The organism is Ferrovibrio sp. GW821-FHT12F09, from assembly GCF_058806775.1.
Map to the genome: position 1 here is coordinate 191,515 of NZ_JBXAPZ010000002.1, position 23,483 is coordinate 214,997.

Below are 23,483 nucleotides of genomic sequence, written 5' to 3' on the forward strand. Positions count from 1 at the left end.
GGGGATTACCGGAGCTTCGGGTTGAGGGCATCGCGCAGCCAGTCACCCAGCAGGTTGACTGCAAGCACGAGGATGGCCAGCGCTGCGCCGGGGAAGATGGCAATCCACCATTCACCGGAGAACAGGAACCGCTGGCCGATATTGATCAGGGTGCCCAGCGAGGGCTGGGTCTGCGGCAGGCCGACGCCGAGGAAGCTGAGCGTGGCTTCCGTGATGATGGCCAGCGCCAGGTTGATGGTGGCGATCACCAGCACCGGCCCCAGCACATTGGGCAGCACATGGCGCAGCGCGATCAGCGCGCCCGGCAGGCCGATCACGCGCGCGGCCTGCACATATTCCTTGTTCTTCTCCACCAGCACGGAGCCGCGCACGGTGCGCGCATACTGCACCCAGTAGCTGAGGCCGATGGCGATGATCAGCACGATGAGGGCCGAATTGTCGCGCTTGTCGCTGCCGAGTAGGCCGCGGCTGATGCCGTCGACCAGCATGGCGATCAGAATTGCAGGAAAGGACAATTGAACATCGGCCACGCGCATGATGAGCGCATCCACCGCGCCGCCGAGATACCCGGCGATCAGGCCAAGCGCGATGCCCAGCACCATGGCGAAGATGACCGCGAGAACGCCCACCAGCAGCGAGGTCCGCGTGCCATACATGATGGCCGACAGCACATCGCGCCCCTGGTCGTCGGTGCCGAGCAGGTATTTCGCCGTGCCGCTGGCGGAATCCCAGACCGGCGGCAGGAAGGCATCGGAGAGTTCGAGCGATGCCAGGTTGAATGGGTTATGCGGCGCAATCAGCGGCGCGCCGACGGCGGCGACGAAGAACAGCACCGTGACCGCACCCGACAGCATGATGAGCTTGGAACGGGTGAAGCTCCAGTACAGGTCGCTGTCGACGATCTTGGCCCAGGTGGCAGACAGGCGGGACATCACTTGCCCCCCTTGCCGGTCTGGCTGCGCAGGCGCGGATCGACCACGAAATACAGGCTGTCGACGATCAGGTTGATGACCACGAACAGGAAGCCGATCAGCACCAGATACGAGGCCATGACCGGAATATCGACCGCGATCACCGACTGCAGGAACAGCAGGCCCATGCCGGGCCAGGAGAACACCGTCTCGGTGATGATGGCAAAGGCGATGATGGCGCCGAGCTGAAGCCCGGTGATGGTGATGACCGGCACCAGGGTGTTCTTCAGCGCATGGCCGAAATTGATGGCCCGGTTGGCCAGCCCGCGGGCGCGGGCGAATTTTATGTAATCGGTACGCAGCACTTCCAGCATCTCCGAGCGCACCAGGCGCATGATCAGCGTCATCTGGAACAGGCCGAGCGTGATGGCCGGCAGGATCACGGCGCGCCAGCCGCTGGCGGTGAGGAAACCGGTGGTCCAGAAGCCGACCTTGACGGTATCGCCGCGGCCGAAGCTCGGCAGCCAGCCGAGCAGCACGGCGAAGACCCAGATCAGCAGGATGCCGATCAGGAAGGTGGGCAGCGAAATGCCGATCAGCGACACCGTCATCATGGTGCGGCTGATCCAGTGGCTGGGATAGAGGCCGGAGAACACGCCCATCGGAATGCCGGCCGCCAGCGCAAAGATCGCGGCGATCAGGCTCAGCTCCAGAGTGGCTGGCAGGCGGTCGATAATCATGCGGCCGACCGGCTCGGTGGTGCGGTAGCTCAGGCCGAAATTGCCCTGCACGGCATTGGCCACATAGCGGGCGAAGCGCACGGGCGTGGGATCATCAAGGCCGAGCGTCTTGCGCAGTTCGATGCGCTGCTCTGCCGGCAGATCCGTACCGGCGATCAGGGCCACCGGGTCGCCGACGAAGTTGAACATGATGAAGGCAATAAAGGCGACCGCCAACATGACGAGGGCGGACTGCACGATACGGCGGATAATGAACGCAATCATGGGGCTGGTCTGGAAAATAGTATGGGCGGCCCGGAGAGACCCGGGCCGCCCATGTGTGTCAGCTTACTTGACCTTGACGAAGCGCAGCGGGAAGTAGTTATCCGCCAGCTGCACCAGATCGACCGAATCCTTCGCCGCCCATACCACGAACTGCTGATGCAGCGGGATGACGCCGTAGTCGTCGAGATAGATCTTGGTGGCTTCCTTGATCATCGCATTGCGCTTGGCAACGTCGGTTTCCTGCTCGATCTTGTCGGCCAGCGCATCGAACGCCTTGTTCGAATAGCCACCGGCGTTGAACAGGCCCTTGCCGCTCGCCTTCGACGGGGTCTGCAGCAGCGACTCAAAGACGTTGTGCACGTCGTAGGTGGCGCCCGGCGACCAGCCCAGCATGTAGAAGCTGGTGTTCGGGGCCTTCTCGATGTCGGCCGAGGTGCGCAGGATCTTGGCGAAGTACTTGCCGCGGGTCTGGGCAAGCAGGTTCACCTTGATGCCCACCTTCGCCAGCATGGCGACGGTCGCACGGCAGATGCCTTCGTCGTTGACGTAACGGTCGTTCGGGCAATCCAGGCCGGTCTCGAAGCCGTTCGGATAGCCGGCTTCCGTCAGCAGCTTCTTCGACAGTTCCGGATCGAACTTCGGACGCACGTCCATGGACTTGTCGTAGCCGTTCAGACCGGTGCCGATCATCAGGCCGCTGGGACGCGACTGACCGCGCATGACAGTGCGCTTGATCGCTTCCACGTCGATGGCGTGGTAGAAGGCCTGACGAACCTTGACGTCCTTGAAGGGGTTCTTGCCCTTGATGTTCGACTCCGGCAGTTCGTCAACCTGCTGGTTGAAGCCGAAGAAGACGATGCGGGTTTCCGGGCCTTCGATGACACGGCGGCCGGCGGTCTTCTTGATCCGGTCGATGTCCTGCGGCGGCACGGTGTAGATCATGTCCACTTCGCCCGACAGCAGGGCCGCCACGCGGGTGGCTTCGTTGCCGATGCGCTGGAAGACGATCTCGGTGAGGTTATGCTCGGGCTTGTCCCACCAGGTCGGGTTCGGCTCGAGAATGGTGCGCACGTCCGGCTCGCGCAGCTTGAGCTTGAACGGGCCGGTGCCGTTGGAATTGCGGGTGGCGAAGTTCTCTTCGTTCTTCGTCATGTCCGCGCATTCGACGGCGTTGTTCTTCTCCGCCCACACCTTCGACATGATGCCGATCTGCGACAGCTTGTCGTTCAGCAGCGGGTCAGGATACTTGGTCTCGATCTCGACCACGTCCTTGCCGACGGCGCGCACTTCCTTCACCGAGGTGAAGTTGCCCGCGACGTTGGAGCCGCGACCGGCAGCGCGCTTCATCGAGAACACGACGTCTTCGGCCGAGAACTCCTCGCCGCCCTGGAACTTCACGCCCTGGCGCAGCGTCCAGCGCCACACCGTGCTGCTCGGCTGCTCCACCTTGGTGGCCAGCGCGGGCTCGAGCTTCAGGTTCTTGTCGCGCCGGAACAGCCCCTCATACATATTGAGGTTGAAGCTGAGCAGGAAGGTTTCGTTGCGGGCGTAAGGATCCATCGAATTGACGTCGCCGTCATTCGCCCATTTGAACGTCTTGGCCGAGCCCGGCTGTGCGCCGAGCAGTGCGATCGTGGCCACCGCCGCGATCAACGCGGCCTTGATAAACTTGCCTCGCTGCATAGTCCCCTTATCCTTCTCCCAACGAAGAGATGAAGCCCGTGTTTGCGCGGGCTGTTGTTCCACCTGAAGCCCCCCTGTGGGCCTGGCGTTGCCCGGATCATAGGGGGGCAGGTGTATATACGTCTACACCTGACTGTAAAAACATCATGGCGGAAAAACAGCCCGCATGCCTGCCGTTAAGGCATCACACGGGTCTGTGATGCGAACCAATCCGGGCCTGATTGGTTCGCGGAAATGACCCGTCTACGAATGACTTCGTCTACTGCAGGCGGCGCGCCAGCGACACCACATCCCTGCCCTTGACGATGCGGCGCGCCGGCATGATGACGGTGCAGCCCTCGGCCGGCGCCCGGATCGTCTCGTCGCCATCGGTGGCGATCAGCGTGCCGCCAGGCAGATCCTCGAAGCCGACCAGCGGCATGGCAAAGCAGAACTGATCGGTCTTTGCCACCTTAACGTCGGTGATCTCGTAGACCATTGGCGTGCCCGGCTCGGGCTTATATTGCGCCGCAAGATCGGCCGGAATCTGGCCGAAAAAATCGAGAAAGCGCATCGTGATCGAAATCGCGAGTTCGCCGGCGCTGCGCGCGAAATGCTGGCCACACTCGACCACGAAGGCGAGCGGCGCCTTGTCGGGTTGGCCGAAAGCGCCGTACTGCAGCAGCGGGCGGCCAGGATGCTTCACGCCGGGCAGGATCACATGATGCAGCGGCGACTGCAGATGGCGCATCAGCGGCGCGACCTTGGCATGGCCTTCATGGATCAGCATCGGCGGCACGGCATAGGAGGTCGAATGGATGTCGATCAGCGCATCGGCTTCCGCGTAGATGTGCCGCAGCGCGCGGGCGCGCTGCACGTCGACTGTCTCGTCCGGCCCTTCCAGCGTGTCGACATCCCAGACGCGGTTGAAATCGCGCTCGACATAGCGGGATTCGAACGGCTTCGCCGCATCGAAGCGGTGATAGGCGTCGACATTGGCGAAGGCGAGCGTGAGCTTGCCGCGCAGCGGACGGATATTGTTCTCCAGCAGATGCGTCACTGCCACCATGCCGCAGAATTCGTTGCCATGGGTCAGCGCGTTGACGATCACATGCGGACCGGGCCGGCCGGAATCGAAGGTATGCACATAATCGACGCCGCGGTTGCCGGTGCGATAGCGGCCGATATCCTTCGGCGTGATTTCAATCGGCGGCAAAACCGCATGCTGATCCGTCATGCTACCCTCTGAACCATAATGCACTCACGATACCATACAGGCCGAAACACAGGATCAGCAGGCCCGAGAGGCCGTTGATCCAGCGCAGGCCGCCATTGTTGAGGCGCTGGCGAAAGGCGCCGGCCAGGCCGGCCAGCGACAGCCACCAAACCGACGAGCCGGCGAAGACGCCGAGCACCAGCCAGGCGGCCATCTCGTTCGACAGGCCGAAAGAGCCGATGCCGAAAAAGGCGAAGATCCCGAGAAAAGCGACGATGGTGATCGGGTTCGTCGCCGTCAGCACGAAGGTGGAGATGAAGCCGGCGATCAGCCCGTCGCTGCGCAGGGGCGCGGCGGGCGCCGCTTCGGCCGGCAGCCGGATGGCCGCGCGCAGCATGCGCCAGGCCATGAACAGCAGGAACAGGCCGCCACCGATGCGGAAGGCCAGCTGATGCGCTTCGAGCCAGCTTGAGATCAGGCTGAGGCCAAAGGCGGCGATGCAGCCATACAGCGCGTCGGCCATGGCGGCCCCCAGGCCGGCCGACAGCCCGGCCATCCGGCCCTGCATCAGGGTTTTCTGCACGCAGAGCACACCCACCGGGCCGACCGGCGCGGCGATGATAAAACCCGCCAGGGCGCCCTTGCCCAGCATCATCAGCAGGTCCCACACCGTCTTTGCGCTCCGAAATCCTGGCGGCTCAATGCACTGCCTGCGGCTGTAGCATGGGTCCCGGACAAGGTAAACCGACCGGCCCGCTTAACCGGCTCCATATCATTTATGAAAACTGGCGCTTTTTCAGGAACCAGTTTGGCGATAATCGCTGCAGGACAAGGAGCCAGCATGACCCAGTCCCCCGCCCCCAGTCCCAATGCCGCCAAGCCGCCCAGCGCCCGCACCCGCGTCAAACGCCTGCCCGCCCGCGGCCATTACGATACCGAAACCCTGCATGCCGTGCTGGATGCCGGCTATGTCTGCCATATCGCCTTCACCGACAACGACAAGCCGATCGTGATCCCCACCGCTTACTGGCGCGAGGGCGACCACCTTTACATCCATGGCTCGAGCAAGAGCCGCATGGCCCTGGCGCTGGCGACCGGGATTCCGGCCTGCGTCGCCATCACCCTGCTCGATGGCCTGGTCTTCGCCCGCACCTCGTTCAACCATTCCATGAACTACCGTTCGGTGGTCGCCTTCGGCAGCTTCGAGACGGTGCCCGACGATCACAAGCTGGCATCGCTGGAAGCCTTCACCCAGCGCATCGCGCCGGGCCGCTGGGCCGAAATCCGCGGTCCCAACAAGCAGGAATTCAAGGCCACCATGGTGCTGCGCATGCCGCTGACCGAAGCCGGCGTGAAGATTCGCAGCGGCCCGAACAAGGACGATCCGGAAGATATGGACATTCCGGTCTGGACCGGCGTGCTGCCGTTCAGGCAGGGCTTCGGCGCGCCGCTGCCGGATCCGATGATGAAGGACGGGATTGCCCTGCCGGGTTACCTCAAGACGCTGACCAAACGCTGAACCGCCTTCTCCAGTTCGGCTTCGTCATGGGCGGCGAAGCCGAGCAGCAGGCCGCTGGCCGGGCGCGTGAGAGCATAGCGCGACAGCGGCGCCACCCGCAGGCCGACGGCCTGGGCCGCCAGCGCGGCGGCCCGGTCGTCGCGACCGTCGCGGAATTCGGCCACCACATGCAGGCCGGCGGCGGAGGCGCGGATGGTGAAGAGATCGGCCGCCTGCCGCTCCAGCGCCGCCAGCAGCGCCAGCCGGCGTTTGCGGTAGAGCGTGCGCATGCGGCGCACATGCTGGGCCAGATGACCTTCGGCGATGAAGGCGGCCAGCGTCGCCTGCGGCCAGGGCGGCGCGAAACCGTCGGCCGCCGCCTTGGCGCGCAGGAAGCCGTCCACCAGCCCCGGCGGCAGCACCACATAGCCAAGCCGCAGACCGGGGAACAGCACCTTGCTGAAGGTGCCGGCATAGAGCACGCGCTCGCCGCCATCGAGGCCCTGCAGGGCCTGCAGCGGCGGACTGCCATAGCGGTATTCGCAATCATAATCGTCCTCGACGATCCACAGCCCGCGCGCCCGCGCCTCGGCCAGCAGGGCCAGCCGGCGGCCCAGCGGCAGCGTCATGCCGAGCGGGAACTGGTGCGAAGGCGTCAGCATCACCAGCTTCGGCGCCGGCTTCAGCCGGGCCAGCGCCGCCGGATCGAACCCCTGGTCATCCACCGGCACCGGCAGCAGCCGGGCGCCCACCCCGGCCAGGGCCTCGCGGGCACCGATATAGCCGGGGTCTTCCACCGCCACGGCATCGCCGGGATCGAGTAGCACCCGGCCGATCAGATCGAGCGCCTGCTGGGCACCGGAAACGATCACGATGGTCTCCGGACTGCAGACCACGCCACGGGTGTCGGCCAGGTAGGTGGCGAGCGCCCGCCGCAGGCCGGGCAGGCCCCGGGGATCGCCGCCGCTCAGCAGCGCCTGCCGCTCGCGCCGCAGCACCTGCACCGCCAGACGCCGCCACAGATCGAGGGGAAAATCCGCCAGCGCCGGCTGGCCGGGCTGCAGCAGGTGCTGGGGCGAGGGTTCGCGCTCTGCGTGCAGTTCGGCAAAATGGCCGGCGCGACGGGACAGGGTCGGCGCCGCCGGCCGGGCCGCCGGTTCGAAGCCTTCGGCGGGCAGGTCGGCCGCCACATAGAGGCCGGCGCCGGGACGCGGTACCAGATAGCCCTCGGCCACCAGGCGCTCCATGGCGGCAACCACGGTATTGCGGCCCAGTTCGAGATCGGCGGCCAGCGCCCGGCTGGAGGGCAGCCGCTCGCCCGGCCCCAGTTCACCGGTCAGGACCGCCTGGCGGATGGCGGCAAACAGCTGCGCCTGCAGGCTGTCGCCGCCGGCCTTCCGGGCCGGCCGGAACCAGCCGACGAAACGTCCTGCCGCTCGGCGCGCCATCACGTTTCATTCATAAGGTGAATAATATTATTTAAATATCTGAAATTATTATATTTAATTAATTTCATAGAATCATATATTCTGCATGACCGCAACATCAGGGGTGATAGACCGGCACACCGAATAAAGTCGCGTGCCACCACATGAATCCGACATAAAGTATTGCAGAGATTAGTATATTCAGAATTCCAATATCCGACATGCGCAGGCGGGTGCGACCCCGCATCACCGCTGCCAGCGGAATAATCGAGGTTTTGTCAGCAAACCGTTGCCATCTATCGGAAAATTCCACGGCCCGCTTGCGGTCGATCGAGCGCATGCCGTTGACCGCGGTGACGAGGATCGCCCCCGCCATCAGCCAGGTGGCGATATCGCCATTGGCCACCATATGGGTGGCGGCCCAGAGGGTGAAAGACCAGAGCATGGGATGCCGTGTCACCTTGGTGAAGCCCACCACCGGCAATTCGCCCTTCATGGTCAGCTCCGATCCGGCCATGGTCGGATTGCTCGGCCGCAGGCTGGCGACCAGAAAGAGGAAGGCCAACGGCATGACCAGGATCGGGATCAGCGCCAGGTTCGATGTGGTTTCCCAGATCTCCACATAGGGTGCCGTACGATAGGTCCAGATCAGGGCCGCCAGGGACAGGGCGCTCAGGACCGAGAACAACCCAAGATAGCGGGGCAGCCCCAGGCGACCGACCAGGGCCGGACGCAGCGGACCGGCCACCACCAGATGCAGCAGCAGCCAGGCCAGGGCGGCACAGACCAGCGGAATCATTCCTCCTCCTTTTCCCGGCCGCGAGCGGCGAGCAGGCGGTTGATGGCGGCGACGGCCCGGTCGCGTCCGGCCGCGTCCAGTTCGGCCTCGACATGGCGACGGTTGGGGCCAGCCTCGACGACCCCGGCATTTTCGGCAAGCCGCAAATAGGCCCAGGCCAGGGGCCGGTCTGCCGGCCGGCCCTCGCCGCGATAGAGCAGGTCGCCCAGCACGAACAGGGCTTCCGGATTGGCCTGGTTGGCCGAGCGTTCGAGCCAGCCCATGGCTGCCGCCGGATCGGCCGGGCCGCCCTCGCCGCCGAGCTGCATGCGGGCGAGCTGGAACTGGGCCAGCGGATTGCCGCGCTCGGCGCCGATGCCATACCAGCGCCGGGCCGCAGCCGGATCGGCCGGCACGCCCTCGCCCGCTTCCAGGTAGCTGGCGTATTTGAAGGCGGCGGCGGCATGGCCGCTCTCGGCGGCGCGGGCGAACCAGCGGATCGCCCCGGGGATATCCTTCGGTGTGCCCTGCCAGCCCTGTTCCTGCCAGAGCGCCCAGCGGAACTGCGAGGGGCCATAGCCCTGCTCGGCCTGGGCGACGATCATCCGCCGCGCCCGCGCCGGATCGGCGGCACGGCCGCGACCGCTGGCCAGATAGGTGGCGAAATTGTTGACTGCGGCGCTGTTACCCTGCTCGGCGGCGCGTTCCCACCAGTCCATGCCGGCCGCCGGATCGGCCGGGCTGCCGGCTTCACCGCGGAACAGCAGACCCGCCAGCAGATTCTGGGCATCGGCCAGGCCGGCCTCGGCGGCAACCCGCAGATAGGGCAAGGCCGCGGCCGGATCGCGGGCGCCGCCGCGACCGCGATACAGCATGCGCCCCGCCATGCCGGCGGCGTCCACATGGCCCAGATCGGCGGCGCGCAGACTCAGGCGCCGCGCTTCCGCTTCGTTGATCCCGCCCAGCAGGCCCTCGTCCTGGATCAGCGCCAGATTGAACCAGCCATTGGCATCGCCCAGTTCGCCGGCCTGCAGGAACAGGCGCGCGGCTTCGGGCACATTGCGCGCCGTGCCGACACCGCTGAGATGATAGCGCCCGAGTTCGTTCAAACCTTCGGCCATGCCGACCGCGGCCGCCTGCCGCGCCAGTTGTAAGCCGCGCGCCGGCTCGGCCTTGTCGAGACGTTGCTCCAGGATCAGATAGGCCAGATAGGTCTGCGCATAGGGACTGCCGCGCTGCGCCGCCTCTTCCAGCAGGGCCAGGCCGCGCGCGGTATCGGCGGCCACAAACGTCCCTTCATAGAGAAACCGCCCGAGCCGGTAGCGCGCATTGACGGCACCATCGGCGATCGCGCGTTCCAGCAGAGCGATGGCGGCATCTTTCTCGGCCGGACGATGGGCAAGGATCAGTTCGGCGAGATTGGCCCAGGCCGAAGCCTCGCCGCGTTCGCCGGCCGCACGCAACGCCTGTTCGGCGCCCGGCAGATCGACCGGCCCGCCAAGCCCGAGCAGACGCATGAACCCGAGTCCGGCCAGCGCACCGACATGGTTTTTGACGGCGGCGCGCTCGAACCACTGCCGCGCCACACCGTCATTGCGCGGCGTGCCGACGCCGAGCTGATAGGCGACGCCCATGGCATATTGCGCCGCTGCATCGCCCGCCTCGGCGCGCTGCAGCAGGCTGGGCATGCTGTCGACCGGCGCCGGCGTCGTGAAGGGCGTGGAGAACTGGTCGCTGGGCCGCGCCCGCATAGGCGATGGTACGAACAGGACGGCGGATATCGACAGGGCGAGCAGACCGGCCCGCATGGCAAAACTGGAACGCATTCTCACTATCCACGAATATCGAATAAGGCCCGCCCCTGCGGGGTCAGCTTGCAGACCAGCCAGTCGGGCTTGATCGGATTCTCGAACCAGGGCTCGGCCCAGCCGGCCGTGATGCAGGACTGGATCGTGTGGGTGCTGATCTGCTGGCCATGCTCGTCGAACAGCGGCAGCTTGCCGCCGGCCTGCCGCAGCCCGCGGCGCAGGTAGCGCAGCTGTGCATCGCTCGGTCTGTTCTGGCCATTGCGGGCGAACCGTGCCGTCTCCGCCATTGCCTGCCCTCCTGCCTGGATAACCAGCATAGGTAAGCTGCGGCAAACCGGCAATCGCGTGATGGCAGGCCGCGTCGGAATGCCTCGCGCCGGAGGCCGAAAACGACCTCCGGATATTTGCGAATAGCTTGCAAATGCCGTAAGCAGAGGCATCCGTTTCCGCCTCCTTCAACCCGCCGTTGCGAGCATCGTGACCGATACCGCCGCTCCCCTGCCGTCTCCCCCCGTCGCGCCGGCCATGCGCCTGCGCGGCCGGCATGGCGGCGGCTGGACCGTGTTCGCCACGCTGGTCGCCGTGGTGATCGCGGCCCCCACCCTCGCCATCCTGCTGAACCTCAGTCAGCCCGCCGCCGAGGTCTGGCGCCATCTGGTCGCCACCGTGCTGCCCGAGATGCTGTTCAACACCACGGTGCTGATGGTCGGTGTCGGCTTTGGCGCCATGGTGATCGGCACCGGCTGCGCCTGGCTGGTGACGATGACGGAATTCCCCGGCCGGCGCTGGCTGTCCTGGGGCCTGTTCCTGCCGCTGGCCATGCCGGCCTATGTCAGCGCCTTCGTCTACAGCGACCTGCTGCAATTCGCCGGCCCGGTACAGACCGGCCTGCGTCATCTGTTCGGCTGGCAGCGCGGCGATTACTGGTTTCCCGATTTCCTGTCGCTGCAGGGCGCGGTGACGCTGTTCATCTTCGCCTTCTATCCTTACGTCTTCATGCTGGCACGCGCCGCTTTCCTCGACCAGTCGATCTGCGTGCTGGAAGTCGGCCGCACGCTGGGCCTCGGTCCCTGGCAGCGCTTTTTCCGCATCGCTCTGCCGCTGGCGCGGCCGATGATCGCCGGTGGCGTGGCGCTGGTGCTGATGGAGACGCTGGCCGAGTTCGGCGCCGTCAGCTGGCTTGGCGTACCCACCTTCACCACCGCGATCTATCGCACCTGGTTCGGCATGGGCGACGTTACGGCTGCGGCGCAGCTTTCCGGCGTGCTGCTGGTCTTCGTGCTGGCCGCCGTGATGCTGGAACGCGCCAGCCGCAACGCCAAACGCTTCCATCACACCTCGGCCCGCACGCGGCCGCTGCCGCTGCGCCCGCTGACACCGGTTGCCGCAACGGCTGCGATCCTCGCCTGCCTGCTGCCGATCGTCATCGGCTTCGTGCTGCCCGGCGGCTGGCTGCTGCATCTGGCCATCGGCGAAGGCGACCAGTTCAGCATCGGCCGCCTCGCCGGCTTCACACTGAACAGCTTCGTGCTGGCCGGCCTCGCCGCCGTGGTGCTGATCGTGGTGGCGCTGGCGCTGGCCTATGCCAACCGGCTGGCACCCAATCGCGCCATGAACTGGCTGATCCAGCTCGCCACCATGGGCTATGCGGTGCCGGGCTCGGTGATCGCCATCGGCGTGCTGCTGCCGCTCGCTATGTTCGACCACCAGATCAACCGCTGGTCCGAGGCCGCCTTCGGCAAAGGCCCCGGCCTGCTGCTCACCGGCACGGTGGTGGCGCTGCTCTATGCCTATCTGGTGCGCTTCCTCGCCGTCGCCTTCAACACGGTGGATGGCGGCCTGCACCGGATTCGCCCCAGCCTGGACCAGGCCGCCCGCGTGCTGGGCCAGACGCCGCTGGGCGTGGTGCGGCGGATTCACGCCCCGCTGCTGCGCGGCAGCCTGATGACGGCGGCCATGCTGATTTTCGTGGATGTCCTGAAAGAATTGCCCGCCACGCTGATCGTGCGGCCCTTCGATTTTGACACTTTGGCCGTGCGGGTTTACCAACTGGCCAGTGACGAGCGTCTCAGCGAGGCCTCCACCGGGGCGCTGATCATTGTGGCGGTCAGCCTGGTTCCCGTAATCTGGCTGCATGCCGCCGTGGCCCGGTCACGACCCGGCGAAGAGTGACCTGTCCGTTGCAAGGCTTTTAAAAATGGCAAATTCGGTAAGTGACGCGCTCATGCCCCAGGGCGGGCAGCCCGGCGATCCGCTGATGGTGGCGAATGCGCTGCTGTCGCAGGGCCAGACTGAGGGTGCGCTGGCGCTGCTGCAGGATCTGGTCAAGACGGCTCCCGGCCGTCCCGATGCCTGGTATGGCCTGGGCCAGCTGCATGCCGCCATGGGCAACTTCAAGCCGGCAGTGCAGGCCTTCAAGCGGGTGATCCAGCTGGCGCCGCTGGGCCTGGAAGCCCATGTGCATCTCGGCAATACCTATCTGCGCAATGGCCGCATCAACCAGGCGCTGGAAGCCTATCGCACCGGCCTGAAGCATATCCCCGACAGCGCGCTGCTGCATTTCAATCTCGGCGTCGCCCTGCGGCAGAACGGCGATATGGACGGCGCCATCGCCAGCTATCGCACCGCCATCGCCATGCACCCGACCTATGCGCAGGCCAATTTCAGCCTGGGCAACGCGCTCCGCGACACCGATCGTCCCGATGAGGCCGAAGCCGCCTATCGCCGCGCCGTCGAGCTGGAGCCGGCCTATGCCGATGCCCATGCCAACCTCGCCGGCCTGCTGCTGGCGCGCAACAACTTCGCCGGCGCCATCGAAACCAGCCTGACCGTGGTGGGCCTGGTGCCCGAGCATCCGCAGGCGCTGAAGAACCTGTCGCTGGCGCTGTACAAGGTCGGCCGCTATGTCGAGGGCGCCGAAGTCACCTTCCGCGCGCTGGCCGCAGCGCCGAAGGACACCATGCTGCAGTATCACATGGGCGAGATGCTCTACGGCCTGATCCGCGAAGGCAACCGCGACAAGGCGCGCGACTTCGCGCTGCGCTGGCAGCAGGTGAGCCCGAACGATCCGGTGGCGCAGCATATGGCCGCGGCAGCGCTCGGCGAACAGGCGCCCGAACGCGCCGGCGACGACTATGTGCGCGAAACCTTCGACCGCTTCTCCGGCGATTTCGAGACCACGCTGGGCAATCTGGGCTATCGCGTGCCGGAAATGATCTGCGGCCATGTCAAGGATGCGCTGGATGGCCGCAGCAGCCTGACCATTCTCGATGCCGGCTGCGGCACCGGCCTGTGCGCGCCCTTCCTCAAGCCGCTGGCGAAAAAGCTGGTGGGCGTCGATCTCAGCGGCGGCATGCTGGCCAAGGCGCAGGCGCGCGGGCTGTACAGCGATCTGCGCCAGGAAGAACTGGGCGCCTTCCTCGCCAGGGGCAACGAGCGCTACGACGTCACCGTGGCCGCCGACGTGTTCTGCTATTTCGGCGCACTGGAACCCAGCTTCCAGGCCATCGCCGCACGCAGCAATCCGCAGGGCCTGCTTGCCTTCACGGTGGAAGCCGCCACCGGCGAGGTGCCGGCCGCCGGCTATCGTCTCGGTCCCACTGGCCGTTACCAGCATGACGCCGCCTATGTGCGCCGGACGCTGGAACAGGCCGGCTTCACCATCCTGCGCTTCGACGACACCCATGGCCGCGAGGAAATGGGCCAGCCGGTGCCCTGTTTCATGGTGCTGTCACAGCGGGCCTGATATCCTTCGGCAAACGCGGGATCGATCGACATGAAGCGCCGCCTTACCATTGCCGCCGCCATCGGCTGCGCGTTGCTGATCGGCGGCGCCATGGTCACCGTGGTCCGGCCGGAATGGAGCGTGGCGCAGCCCTCGCCGCTGGTCAGCCGGCCGACGCCGATCCATTACCGCTTTGTGCCCAACTATATTCCGACCTCGCCGTTCAAGCGCGAGATGAACGGCCGCTTCGGTCCGGAATTCCGCCAGTTGCGCGATGAGATCGTCGCCCGCGGCCATGCCGGTCACGAACCGCTCTGCTCGACGCAGATCCTGAGCGAAGCCCGCGACCTCATCAATTACACCAACGACACCGCCGCGATCCGTCGCCGCCTCGACGCGTTGCGCGCCAGCCTGGGCAACCCGGCCCAGGACGATGCCTTCCAGCAGTCGGCCGAGGACGGGTCTTGGGGCGGCTGTTTCACGGCCTGGTATCTGCGCATGCATGCCAGCGTCGATCCGCTGAAGGAACTGGCCCATGCCGGAAAGATGCCGCAGCATGCGCTCGGCTTCCTGGCGCCAGTGGATACACCGCAGAAACTGCGCGACCGGCTGGAAAGCCTGCTGATCTCCGACGTGGCGCGGAACGGCATCGACAACCGCAAGGAACTCAACCTCACCATTACCGGCCTGGCGCAGCTGTTCTTCATGCCGGAGGTAGCGGCGCTGCTGCCCAAGACGATTCCGGTGAAGGCGCTGGCCGACACGCTGCTCGATTTCCTCGACAACCGCGCCCAGAATCCGGAAACCGGATTCTGGGGCGCCTGGTATCTGGTCGATGGCGAGGTGCGCAAGACCAACGATCTCAGCATCACCTTCCATGCGATCAGCTACCGCCCCAACGATCCGCCGCATATGAAGGAACTGGCCGACACGCTGTTTGCCATCCGCACCGCGCGCTACCCCTATGGCTGGCGCGACCAGGGCACCCAGAACAACCACCATGCCTATGACGTGGCGCGCCTGCTGCGCCGCGCCTGGCCGCATATGACGGCGGAACAGCGGGCCCGCTGCGCCGCCGAGCTGACCATCATGCTGGCGCGCTCGCTCAGCGTTTCGGTCAATGCCGATGGCAGCTTCGACGAGATGCCCTATGACAGCGCGCCGGAAGCCTATTACTTCGGCGTCTCGTTCCTGGATGAAGTGGGCTTTTTCCGCGCCAGCCGGCGCTTCTGGACGCCGATGGAAGTGAGCAACCCGGAATCGCTGCGCCAGGTGCTGCATGGCAGCCTGAGCAGGCTGGATACGCGCAATCCCATGGTCACCGCGGCGATGCGCAAGCTGCAGGCCAACGACTGAGCTGCGGCGTCAGCGCCGGCTGGCCGCACTCATGCTTTCGCTCATGTCGCTGGCCTTGACCTCCAGCGCATCCAGCCGGTTGCTCAGCTCCACGATGTCGGCCGCGACGATTTCCGTATCCGTCGCCAGCGAGGTGATGGCGTTGACGGTGGCGCTCGACACGCGATCGATGCTGTCCTGCAGCCGGGCATTCTCGGCCCTCTGGCCGCGCAGCACCTGCTGGCTGCCGAAATAGCCGCCGATCAGGCCGCCGCCGAAGGAAAAGACCAGCATCGCCGCCAGCATCATCAAGGTCCGGTTTCGCGCCTGGGTCATGGCAGCCTGTCCTGTTGCAGCGGATTGTCGTCGCCTGCATGTAGCAACGAAAAAGGGCGGGGAAAACCCCGCCCTTCATCCATTGTGACCGATGACCGGATATTTCCGGCCGGCCCGATTACTTCCAGCCGGCGCGGTCCATCAGCTTGAGGGCCGCCTCGTTGTTGCGGCCAAACACCGCGGCGTTGATCTGGTCTTCCTTGAATTCCGCCCAAGAGGCGATCACCGGGTGCAGCGGCACATTGGCGATCACCGGGAACTCGTAGTTGCCCTTGGCGAAATAGGTCTGCGCCTGCGCCGAGGCGAGGTATTCGAGGAACTTGATGGCATTCGCCTTGTTCGGCGAATACTTGGCAATGCCGGCGCCGCTGATGTTGATATGGGTGCCGCGATCGCCCTGGTTGGGGAAGATCACCGCCAGATTGGCCACCACCGCCCTGTCTTCCGCCTTCGACGAATTCAGCAGGCGGGCGAAGTAATAGGTGTTGGAGAGCGCCACATCGCCCTCGCCGGCCGCCACCGCCTTGATCTGGTCGGTGTCGCCGCCCTTGGGCGCGCGGGCGAAATTCTGCACCACATGTTTGGCCCAGATTTCGGTGGCCGGTTCGCCCAGCGTGGCGATCATCGAGCCGACAATCGACTGGTTGTAGACATTGGTCGACGAGCGGATCAGCAGGCGGCCCTTCCACTTCGGATCGGCCAGATCCTCATAACGGGTCAGCTCGCCCGGCTTCACCTTGTCCTTGTTGACCACGAAGATGCGGGCGCGCTTGGAGAAGCCGAACCAGTGGCCCTCGGCCTCGCGCAGATGCGCCGGGATCGCCTTTTCCAGGGCGGCGTTTTTCAGCGGCTGCAGCAGGCCCTGTTCCTGGGCGCGCCAGAGGCGGCCGGCATCGACAGTGATCAGCACGTCGGCCGGGCTCTTGTCGCCCTCGGCCTTCAGGCGCTGCAGCAACTGGTCCTCCCCGGCTTCCAGACGGTTGATCTTGATGCCGGTCGCCTTGGTGAAATTCTCGTACAGCGCCTCATCGGTGTCGTAATGGCGCGAGGAATACAGGTTCAGCACCTTGTCCTGCGCGACGGCCAAGCCCGGCAGGGCGACCAGAACGGCGCCAGCCAGCGCACCCAGCAGGGCGGCGCGGCGCGCAACGGCGAAGGGAGTCGGAATCTTGAGCATGATGGCTCCTGGACGGTTTTGTTTGTGTTTATGCGAATGACTTGCAGTGCCAGACGCTACCACCGCGCTCGCGGGCCTGCAAGTGAGAGTAAAAATCACATAAACTTGTTCGGAGAATCGCCCTCCGGCCGGCCGCCGGCACAGCAAAAAAATCTTCGGCGACTCCGCGAGTTGCTGTATCACCGCGATAGGATCATCCGGACCCGCTATGCCAGCCGCCAACCCGCAATACCTGTCGATCCCGCTGCAGGAGGCCTACCAGCTCGAACTGGTCCTGCTGTCCCTGGCTGTCATCTTTTTCGCCGGCTTCACCGCCCTCAGTCTCGCCGGGCGCCTGAAAGTCAGCAGCGGCCCGGCCCGTTACGGCTGGCTCGCCGCTACCGCCATTGCGCTCGGCGGTGGCATCTGGAGCATGCATTTCGTCGCCATGCTGGCCTTCGATTTGGGCATGCCGGTGCGCTATCACGCCGGCCTGACCATCCTGTCGATGCTGGTCGCGATCGCCGTCGTCGGCTTCGGCATGGGCTTCGTCGCCTTTCGCGATACCCGCCTGCCGGGACTGCTGCTGGCCGGCTGCATCACCGGCCTGGGCGTCAACGCCATGCATTATACCGGCATGGCGGCAATGCAGATGGGCGCCGAGCTGCAATGGCATTCCGGCCTGGTGGTGCTGTCGATCCTGATCGCCATCGTGGCCGCCACCGCTGCGCTCTGGCTGTCGCAGCAGTCGAAATCCCTGCCCTTCAAGCTGGTGGCTGCCGTACTGATGACCGTGGCGGTCGCCGGCATGCATTACACCGGCATGGCTGCCGCCAGCTTCATCCCCCGCCATGGCGCGCTGGATGCGCCTGAGGGCATTCCGCCCGAACTGCTGGCCATCTCGGTCGCCGCCGCCTCCTTCGTCATCCTGTCGCTCGGCCTGCTGGCGGCCATGGTGGATGAAACGCTGGCCAACCGCGCCCAGGCTGAAGCCGTACGGCTGCGGCAGCAGAACGAAAACCTGGAGATGATGGTCGCCGAACGCACCGTGGAACTGCTGAAAGCCAAGCACCGCGCCGAGCGCGCCAGCAACGCCAAGACCGAATTCCTCGCCAGCATGAGCCATGAATTGCGCACGCCGCTGAATGCCGTGATCGGCTACAGCGAAATCCTGATCGAGGAGGCCCGTGAAGCGGGCAATGATGACGGTACCGGCGACCTGGAAAAGATCCACACCGCCGGCAAGCATATCCTCGCCCTCATCAACGACATCCTCGATCTGTCGAAAATCGAGGCGGGCAAGATGGAAATCGCCATCGAGCGCGCCCAGCTCGGCGACCTGCTGGACGACTCGATCACCGTCTGCCGCCGCATACTGGAGCAGAACGGCAACACCTGGATCGTCGAGCACCAGGGCGGCATCACCCAGCTTGATACCGACGTCACCAAGCTGCGACAGGCGATCATCAACCTGCTCAGCAATGCCGGCAAGTTCACCAAGAACGGCACGGTGACCATCGCCACCCGTTCCTTCCGCCGCGACGCTGCCGACTGGATCGAGATTGCCGTGCGCGATTCCGGCATCGGCATTGCCCCCGAGCATCACGAAGCGATCTTCGAGGATTTCAACCGCGGCGACAGCAATGTCTCGCGCCATCACGGCGGCACCGGTCTGGGCCTGGCCCTGAGCCGCCGGCTGATCCGCCTGCTCGGCGGCGACATCACCCTGCAGTCGGCCCAGGGCGCCGGCGCCGTTTTCACCATTGTCCTGCCGGCGCGGGTCGATATGACCGCGGCCATGGTCTGACCATGACCCGGGTGCTGATTGTCGAGGACAATGCCCTCAACCGCGACATGCTGGGCCGCCGGCTGCTCAAGCGCGGCTTCAGCGTGGATTACGCCATCACCGGCGAGGAAGCCCTGGAACTGACACCCTTCATGCAACCCGACCTGATCCTGATGGATATCGGTCTGGGCAGCGGCATCGACGGACTGGAGACGACCCGGCGCCTGAAGGCGGACCCGGCCACGGCCGTCATTCCGGTGATCGCACTGACCGCCCATGCCCTGGCCACCGACCGCGAACGCAGTCTGGCCGCCGGCTGTATCGATTACGATACCAAGCCTGTCGATATGGCACGCCTGCTGGTCAAGATCGCAGCAGCGCTCAAGACATCCTGATTTTACCGATCAGTCGGCGGCGAGCCGGCCGGCATCGGCGCGTGTCGCCTGCAGGATATCGCGCAGGGTGGAGAGCGATACCGGCTTCTGCAGCACGCCGGCGATATTGAGGCCGCGGCTGCGACCGATCTCCACGGCCGCCCGCGCAAAGGACGGATCATGGCCGGTGATGATGAAAATCGCCGCCGCGGCGCGCTCGCGTGCCAGCCAGGTGATCAGCTCGATGCCATCTTCCATCGGCATCACGATATCGAGGCAGACAATGGCCGGCAGGACCTGCGGATAGAGTTCGCGGAAGGCCTCGGCCGTATCGACCACGGTGACGGCAAAGCCCGCCTTTTCAGCCACGCGCTGCACGAACTCGCCGAATTCGCGATGGTCATCGACCACCAGAATACGGTCGGCATGCGGCTTGGCGCTGGGCTGGGGAATGCTCTCGCTCATAAAACCTATTTAGTTAAAAATCATTCGCATGCAACTAGAATTAGACAAAAAGCGACGATCGGCACAAGCATATATCCCCGACTGCAGCCAGACGTCGCAGTGGGCCCGTCGCACTCGTCTGTAAGGATAGTCAGGCCGCGATGATTCGCCGGCAGAATGCGCTAATCGCACGCAGGCAGGCGTCGGGCTGATCGCGTTGCGGGCTGTGGCCGCAGGCCGGCAGCATCCGGGTTTCCGCCCCACCGGCGACGCGCCGGGCGATGCTCTCCACTTGGGCAGCCGTGCCGTATTCATCGTCTTCGCCCTGGATCACCAGCACCGGCACGCCGATGCGGTCGACATAGCCCTCGATATTCCAGCGCATGAAGGCCGGATCGAGCCAGGCATCGCACCAGCCGCGGAAGGCATTGTCGACATTCACGCCGTGATACTTCACCAGCCGCGCCCGCAGGTCGCCCTCGGCATAGGCCTTGCCGGCGGCGCGGATCGAGGTGACGGAAATCTCTTCGCAGAAGACATGCGACGCCATGGCGACAACGCCAAGCAGGCCGGGACGTTCACCGGAACCGGCGTTGATCAGCGCAATCGATGCGCCATCGGAATGACCGACCAGGATATGACGCTGCACGCCGAGCGCCGACAGCAGTTCGGGCAGCACTGTCTCGCCTTCCGCATGCATGTAGGTCAGCGGGCGCGGCAGTGTGCAGGCATCCGAGCCGCCATAGCCGATGCGGCTGTAGACCAGCGCCGGCAGGCCGGTGGCCTGCGCCACCTGGTCGGGAAAGTCCTTCCACAGCGCGACGCAGCCCAGGCCTTCATGCAGGAAGACCAGCACCGGCAAAGATGCATCATGCAGGGCGGAGCCACGATGCCCGACCCAGCGATACTCGATGCGACCGGCTGAGGTCTCGACCGTCTGCAGGCCCGCCGGCATGAGCAGTCAGCGCCGCAGCTTGAAACGCTGGATCTTGCCGGTCGCCGTCTTCGGCAACTCGGGCACGAACTCGATCCAGCGCGGATATTTGTAGGGCGCGAGGCGATCCTTGACGAACATCTGCAGCTCGCCGACCAGTGCTTCTCCCGCCACGAATTCCGCCTTCAGCACCACATAGGCCTTCGGCTTCACCAGCTCGTCGGTATCGGCATGGGCGACGACCGCGGCTTCCAGCACCTTCGGATTGGCCAGCAGCGCGGACTCGACCTCGAACGGCGAGACCCAGATGCCGCTGACCTTCAGCATGTCGTCGCTGCGGCCGGCATAGGTGTAATAGCCGTCCTTGTCGCAGACATACTTGTCGCCGGTGCGCGTCCACGGCCCCTGGAAGGTGTTCAGGCTCTTGGCGCGGTTGTTCCAGTAGGCCACCGCGCAGGACGGCCCGCTGACCAGCAGTTCGCCGATCTCGCCGGGCGCGGACTCCTTGCCGTCCTCGCCCACCACGCGCAGGTCATAGCCCGGCACGGCCTTGCCGGTGGTGCCATAGCGCACTTCGCCGGGCCGGTTGGAGAGGAAGATATGCAGCATCTCAGTCGAGCCGATGCCGTCGAGAATCTCCACGCCGAACAGCTTTTCCCAGCGCTTGCCGATATCCTCGGGCAGCGCCTCGCCGGCCGAGACGCAGCGCCGCAGCTTCGCCGAACCGCTGTCCTTGTTGATGCCGCTGTCGGCCAGGATACCCGCATACAGCGTCGGCACGCCGTAGAAGATCGTCGCCTGGTGCTCCTTCAGCCGCTTCATCACCGCAGCCGGCGTCGGCCGTTCGGCCATCAGCACGCCGGTGGCGCCGACCTGCAGCGGAAAGGTCATGGCATTACCCATGCCATAGGCGAAGAACAGTTTCGCCGCCGAGAAGACCACATCGTCTTCCCGGATGCCCAGCACATCCTCGCCGTACAGCACGGCGGTATGCACCAGATCGCCATGCAGGTGGATGGTGCCCTTGGGCGAACCGGTCGAGCCCGAGGAATAGAGCCAGAAGCCGATATCGTCCGGCGTGGTGGCTGCCGCTTCAAGCTGATCGGACTGTTCATCCATCAGTTTGGTCAGCGGCGTCACCGTCGGCGGTACCTGCCCCGAGATCAGCACCTTCTGCAGATAGGGCTGATCGGAAATGATCGGACGGAAGCGCTCCATCAGTGCGTCGGATACCACCAGCACCACGGCGCGGCTGTCGCGCAGCATGAAGTCGTAGTCCGGCGTGGTGAGCAGCGTGTTGACCGGTACCGGCACGGCGCCGATCTTCATCGCGCCGAAGAACATCGCCGGGAAATCGATGCCGTCCAGCAGCGCGATCAGCACGCGTTGCTCCGGCTGCACGCCCTGACTTTTAAGCAGGTTGCCGGCGCGGTTCACCCGGGCCAGCAGCTCGGCATAGGTATAGCGGCCCTTGTCATCGATGAAGGCGGTTTTCGCCCCGCGGCCCTCGGCGATATGGCGGTCGACGAAATGGGTCGCGGCGTTATACCGCCGCGGCAGCTCGAGAAAGCGCGGCATGATTTCCTCCCGGGGAATATCTTTGTTTTTTGCCGCCCGCTTGCTGCGGACGTTTATGCGGCCTTGGCCAGCGGTGCGACCTGATCGGCCCATTCCACCGCCCAGGCCATGCCGTCGTCTTCCGGCAGCGTGCCGCCCGAAGCGTTATGCTGCATGCGCTCGCCCACCACAGAGGCATTGAGGCTGCGCACCGCGTCTTCGAACTGCTTGCCGCCGTGGTTGAAGGTATCCTGATAGGTCGTGTCGCCCAGGCCGATGATGCCGACATACTTGCCGGTCAGATCGGGCCGTACCGCCAGCAGGTCGGCGAGGAAATCGCGGGCATTGTCGGGCACGTCGCCCTGGCCGTAGGTCGAGGTGACGATCAGGAAGGCGCCCGGACGCTGGAACACGTCGGCTTTCAGATTGTCCATCAGCAGGATGTCGACGCCGTGGCCCTTGCCCTCCAGCGTCTTCTTGATGTCGCCAGCCACCAGCTCGGCGGTGCCGGTCATGGTGCCGACCAGAATCGAAACCTGCATGGACTACCCTTCCTCAACACGATCCAGCCCGAACTATAACGCATCAATCTCTGGCGCTCCAGTGCAAATTGCATTATAGTGCATCTCATGAGTGAAACGCGGGACAAAACCACACCCGAAGACACCGCCTTCCTGCAGGTGGTGGGGGAACGCGTTCGCAATGCCCGTGCCCGGCGCGGCATGAGCCGCAAGATTCTGGCAAAGGATTCCGGCGTTTCCGAGCGCTACCTCGCCCAGCTTGAAGGCGGCGCCGGCAATATCTCCATCCTGCTGTTGCGCCAGATCGCCCGCGCCATGGATCTGCCGATCACCGATTTCCTCGGCGACCGCGCCCAGATCGGCATCGACCAGGCCCTGCTGCTGCGCCAGATCGAAGACCTCTCCACCGAACAGCTGCAGGAACTGCAAAGCTTCGTGCGTGACCGCTTCGGCGTGTCGCCGGGGATCAAGCGCCATATTGCGCTGACCGGCCTGCGCGGCGCCGGCAAGACCACGCTGGGAAAGCAACTCGCCGAAGCCTTCGGACTCCACTTTGTCGAAATGGCCAAGGAAATCGAGATCGAAGCCGGGCTGTCGCTGAACGAGATTTTCGATCTCTACGGCCAGTCGGCCTATCGCCGCTTCGAGCGTCGCGCGCTGGAACGCGTCACCGCCGATCCCGCGCCGAAGGTGATCGCCACCGGCGGCAGCCTGCCGTCGGAACCCGGCACCTATGCGCATCTGCTCACCCACTGCTTCACCATCTGGCTGAAGGCCGCACCCGAGGAGCATATGGGCCGTGTGGTTGCGCAAGGCGACATGCGGCCGATCGCCGGCCAGTCGGAAGCCATGGCCGACCTGCGCCGCATCCTGACCCAGCGCGAAGCCCTCTATGCCCGCGCCGACATGGCCTTCGACACCGCCGGCAAATCCGTGGTTCAGGCCGGGGCCGACCTCGCCGCCGCTTTGAAAGCCCACCCCGCCTGGCTGGCCCGGGAGGCGGCTGAGTAAC

General features: G+C 65.3%; 22 protein-coding genes. 7 read left to right on the forward strand and 15 right to left on the reverse strand.

All coding sequences use genetic code 11. The features are described 5' to 3' along the window. Positions 1-5: 5 nt before the first annotated feature. The 5 genes from AC1ROB_RS13830 to AC1ROB_RS13850 form a co-directional block, all read right to left on the reverse strand. On the reverse strand, positions 6-932 hold the full coding sequence (locus tag AC1ROB_RS13830) for an ABC transporter permease (protein ID WP_492970561.1): 927 nt from the start codon (positions 930-932) through the stop codon (positions 6-8). Continuing rightward, complete coding sequence (locus AC1ROB_RS13835; RefSeq protein ID WP_492970560.1) at positions 932-1,915, reverse strand: ABC transporter permease; 984 nt, start codon at positions 1,913-1,915, stop codon at positions 932-934. Before AC1ROB_RS13835 ends, AC1ROB_RS13830 begins: the two co-directional genes overlap by 1 nt. A 63-nt stretch (positions 1,916-1,978) precedes the next feature. Further along, positions 1,979-3,598, reverse strand: a complete 1,620-nt coding sequence (locus AC1ROB_RS13840) for an ABC transporter substrate-binding protein (protein WP_492970559.1) — start codon at positions 3,596-3,598, stop codon at positions 1,979-1,981. 259 nt (positions 3,599-3,857) lie between these two features. Next, the gene (locus AC1ROB_RS13845) at positions 3,858-4,814 is read right to left on the reverse strand and encodes a M14 family metallopeptidase (protein ID WP_492970558.1); all 957 of its coding nucleotides are present in this window, start codon (positions 4,812-4,814) and stop codon (positions 3,858-3,860) included. A 1-nt stretch (position 4,815) separates the two neighbouring features. Beyond that, positions 4,816-5,463: a LysE family translocator gene (locus tag AC1ROB_RS13850; RefSeq protein WP_492970557.1), complete on the reverse strand. Its 648-nt coding sequence runs from the start codon at positions 5,461-5,463 to the stop codon at positions 4,816-4,818. A 171-nt stretch (positions 5,464-5,634) separates the two neighbouring features. Between AC1ROB_RS13850 and AC1ROB_RS13855 the strand changes: the two genes are divergently transcribed. Next, complete coding sequence (locus AC1ROB_RS13855; protein ID WP_492970556.1) at positions 5,635-6,312, forward strand: pyridoxamine 5'-phosphate oxidase family protein; 678 nt, start codon at positions 5,635-5,637, stop codon at positions 6,310-6,312. On the opposite strand, the gene pdxR is transcribed toward AC1ROB_RS13855, so the two are convergent. The 4 genes from pdxR to AC1ROB_RS13875 all read right to left on the reverse strand — a co-directional run bounded on the left by pdxR (position 6,285) and on the right by AC1ROB_RS13875 (position 10,591). Further along, positions 6,285-7,739, reverse strand: a complete 1,455-nt coding sequence (pdxR, locus tag AC1ROB_RS13860) for a MocR-like pyridoxine biosynthesis transcription factor PdxR (protein WP_492970555.1) — start codon at positions 7,737-7,739, stop codon at positions 6,285-6,287. The two genes, AC1ROB_RS13855 and pdxR, sit on opposite strands and share 28 nt — an antisense overlap. Positions 7,740-7,836: 97 nt before the next feature. Beyond that, positions 7,837-8,517 (reverse strand): NnrU family protein, encoded by a 681-nt coding sequence (locus AC1ROB_RS13865; RefSeq protein ID WP_492970554.1) that lies wholly within the window; start codon positions 8,515-8,517, stop codon positions 7,837-7,839. Next, complete coding sequence (locus AC1ROB_RS13870; protein WP_492970553.1) at positions 8,514-10,322, reverse strand: SEL1-like repeat protein; 1,809 nt, start codon at positions 10,320-10,322, stop codon at positions 8,514-8,516. The genes AC1ROB_RS13865 and AC1ROB_RS13870 overlap by 4 nt, the downstream gene beginning before the upstream one ends. A gap of 5 nt (positions 10,323-10,327) precedes the next feature. Next, positions 10,328-10,591 (reverse strand): hypothetical protein, encoded by a 264-nt coding sequence (locus AC1ROB_RS13875; protein ID WP_492970552.1) that lies wholly within the window; start codon positions 10,589-10,591, stop codon positions 10,328-10,330. A gap of 190 nt (positions 10,592-10,781) precedes the next feature. Between AC1ROB_RS13875 and AC1ROB_RS13880 the strand changes: the two genes are divergently transcribed. From AC1ROB_RS13880 to AC1ROB_RS13890, 3 genes are read left to right on the forward strand one after another with little or no spacing between them, the layout of a single operon-like run. Further along, positions 10,782-12,476, forward strand: coding sequence for an ABC transporter permease (locus AC1ROB_RS13880; protein WP_492970551.1), 1,695 nt, complete (start codon positions 10,782-10,784; stop codon positions 12,474-12,476). A gap of 25 nt (positions 12,477-12,501) precedes the next feature. Beyond that, the gene (locus AC1ROB_RS13885) at positions 12,502-14,049 is read left to right on the forward strand and encodes a tetratricopeptide repeat protein (protein WP_492970550.1); all 1,548 of its coding nucleotides are present in this window, start codon (positions 12,502-12,504) and stop codon (positions 14,047-14,049) included. Between the two features lie 30 nt (positions 14,050-14,079). Continuing rightward, on the forward strand, positions 14,080-15,384 hold the full coding sequence (locus tag AC1ROB_RS13890; protein ID WP_492970549.1) for a hypothetical protein: 1,305 nt from the start codon (positions 14,080-14,082) through the stop codon (positions 15,382-15,384). A gap of 9 nt (positions 15,385-15,393) precedes the next feature. On the opposite strand, the gene AC1ROB_RS13895 is transcribed toward AC1ROB_RS13890, so the two are convergent. Both AC1ROB_RS13895 and AC1ROB_RS13900 read right to left on the reverse strand, forming a co-directional pair. Then, a complete protein-coding gene (locus AC1ROB_RS13895; protein WP_492970548.1) occupies positions 15,394-15,699 on the reverse strand; it encodes a hypothetical protein in 306 nt (101 codons plus the stop codon). Between the two features lie 118 nt (positions 15,700-15,817). Next, positions 15,818-16,876, reverse strand: a complete 1,059-nt coding sequence (locus AC1ROB_RS13900; protein ID WP_492970547.1) for a Fe(3+) ABC transporter substrate-binding protein — start codon at positions 16,874-16,876, stop codon at positions 15,818-15,820. A gap of 208 nt (positions 16,877-17,084) precedes the next feature. Between AC1ROB_RS13900 and AC1ROB_RS13905 the strand changes: the two genes are divergently transcribed. After that, the gene (locus AC1ROB_RS13905) at positions 17,085-18,662 is read left to right on the forward strand and encodes a sensor histidine kinase (RefSeq protein ID WP_492970546.1); all 1,578 of its coding nucleotides are present in this window, start codon (positions 17,085-17,087) and stop codon (positions 18,660-18,662) included. A 2-nt stretch (positions 18,663-18,664) separates the two neighbouring features. Then, positions 18,665-19,036: a response regulator gene (locus tag AC1ROB_RS13910; protein WP_492970545.1), complete on the forward strand. Its 372-nt coding sequence runs from the start codon at positions 18,665-18,667 to the stop codon at positions 19,034-19,036. A gap of 9 nt (positions 19,037-19,045) precedes the next feature. Here the strand turns inward: AC1ROB_RS13910 and AC1ROB_RS13915 are convergent, their stop codons facing one another. The 4 genes from AC1ROB_RS13915 to AC1ROB_RS13930 all read right to left on the reverse strand — a co-directional run bounded on the left by AC1ROB_RS13915 (position 19,046) and on the right by AC1ROB_RS13930 (position 22,492). Then, positions 19,046-19,480, reverse strand: coding sequence for a response regulator (locus AC1ROB_RS13915; protein WP_492970544.1), 435 nt, complete (start codon positions 19,478-19,480; stop codon positions 19,046-19,048). A gap of 130 nt (positions 19,481-19,610) precedes the next feature. Then, positions 19,611-20,414: an alpha/beta fold hydrolase gene (locus tag AC1ROB_RS13920; RefSeq protein WP_492970543.1), complete on the reverse strand. Its 804-nt coding sequence runs from the start codon at positions 20,412-20,414 to the stop codon at positions 19,611-19,613. 6 nt (positions 20,415-20,420) lie between these two features. Then, positions 20,421-21,971, reverse strand: a complete 1,551-nt coding sequence (locus tag AC1ROB_RS13925; protein WP_492970542.1) for a benzoate-CoA ligase family protein — start codon at positions 21,969-21,971, stop codon at positions 20,421-20,423. 53 nt (positions 21,972-22,024) lie between these two features. Next, complete coding sequence (locus AC1ROB_RS13930) at positions 22,025-22,492, reverse strand: flavodoxin domain-containing protein (protein ID WP_492970541.1); 468 nt, start codon at positions 22,490-22,492, stop codon at positions 22,025-22,027. An 87-nt stretch (positions 22,493-22,579) separates the two neighbouring features. On the opposite strand from AC1ROB_RS13930, the gene AC1ROB_RS13935 reads away from it, so the two are divergent. After that, positions 22,580-23,482 (forward strand): helix-turn-helix transcriptional regulator, encoded by a 903-nt coding sequence (locus AC1ROB_RS13935; protein ID WP_492970540.1) that lies wholly within the window; start codon positions 22,580-22,582, stop codon positions 23,480-23,482. Position 23,483 lies beyond the last annotated feature (1 nt).

Excerpts from the sequence above, each read along its gene's own strand:
- AC1ROB_RS13830 (WP_492970561.1), bottom strand. The coding sequence starts at position 932 with ATGTCCCGCCTGTCTGCCACCTGGGCCAAGATCGTCGACAGCGACCTG.
- AC1ROB_RS13835 (WP_492970560.1), bottom strand. The coding sequence starts at position 1,915 with ATGATTGCGTTCATTATCCGCCGTATCGTGCAGTCCGCCCTCGTCATG.
- AC1ROB_RS13840 (WP_492970559.1), bottom strand. The coding sequence starts at position 3,598 with ATGCAGCGAGGCAAGTTTATCAAGGCCGCGTTGATCGCGGCGGTGGCC.
- AC1ROB_RS13845 (WP_492970558.1), bottom strand. The coding sequence starts at position 4,814 with ATGACGGATCAGCATGCGGTTTTGCCGCCGATTGAAATCACGCCGAAG.
- AC1ROB_RS13855 (WP_492970556.1), top strand. The coding sequence starts at position 5,635 with ATGACCCAGTCCCCCGCCCCCAGTCCCAATGCCGCCAAGCCGCCCAGC.
- pdxR (WP_492970555.1), bottom strand. The coding sequence starts at position 7,739 with ATGGCGCGCCGAGCGGCAGGACGTTTCGTCGGCTGGTTCCGGCCGGCC.
- AC1ROB_RS13865 (WP_492970554.1), bottom strand. The coding sequence starts at position 8,517 with ATGATTCCGCTGGTCTGTGCCGCCCTGGCCTGGCTGCTGCTGCATCTG.
- AC1ROB_RS13870 (WP_492970553.1), bottom strand. The coding sequence starts at position 10,322 with ATGCGTTCCAGTTTTGCCATGCGGGCCGGTCTGCTCGCCCTGTCGATA.
- AC1ROB_RS13875 (WP_492970552.1), bottom strand. The coding sequence starts at position 10,591 with ATGGCGGAGACGGCACGGTTCGCCCGCAATGGCCAGAACAGACCGAGC.
- AC1ROB_RS13885 (WP_492970550.1), top strand. The coding sequence starts at position 12,502 with ATGGCAAATTCGGTAAGTGACGCGCTCATGCCCCAGGGCGGGCAGCCC.
- AC1ROB_RS13890 (WP_492970549.1), top strand. The coding sequence starts at position 14,080 with ATGAAGCGCCGCCTTACCATTGCCGCCGCCATCGGCTGCGCGTTGCTG.
- AC1ROB_RS13895 (WP_492970548.1), bottom strand. The coding sequence starts at position 15,699 with ATGACCCAGGCGCGAAACCGGACCTTGATGATGCTGGCGGCGATGCTG.
- AC1ROB_RS13900 (WP_492970547.1), bottom strand. The coding sequence starts at position 16,876 with ATGCTCAAGATTCCGACTCCCTTCGCCGTTGCGCGCCGCGCCGCCCTG.
- AC1ROB_RS13905 (WP_492970546.1), top strand. The coding sequence starts at position 17,085 with ATGCCAGCCGCCAACCCGCAATACCTGTCGATCCCGCTGCAGGAGGCC.
- AC1ROB_RS13910 (WP_492970545.1), top strand. The coding sequence starts at position 18,665 with ATGACCCGGGTGCTGATTGTCGAGGACAATGCCCTCAACCGCGACATG.
- AC1ROB_RS13915 (WP_492970544.1), bottom strand. The coding sequence starts at position 19,480 with ATGAGCGAGAGCATTCCCCAGCCCAGCGCCAAGCCGCATGCCGACCGT.
- AC1ROB_RS13920 (WP_492970543.1), bottom strand. The coding sequence starts at position 20,414 with ATGCCGGCGGGCCTGCAGACGGTCGAGACCTCAGCCGGTCGCATCGAG.
- AC1ROB_RS13925 (WP_492970542.1), bottom strand. The coding sequence starts at position 21,971 with ATGCCGCGCTTTCTCGAGCTGCCGCGGCGGTATAACGCCGCGACCCAT.
- AC1ROB_RS13930 (WP_492970541.1), bottom strand. The coding sequence starts at position 22,492 with ATGCAGGTTTCGATTCTGGTCGGCACCATGACCGGCACCGCCGAGCTG.
- AC1ROB_RS13935 (WP_492970540.1), top strand. The coding sequence starts at position 22,580 with ATGAGTGAAACGCGGGACAAAACCACACCCGAAGACACCGCCTTCCTG.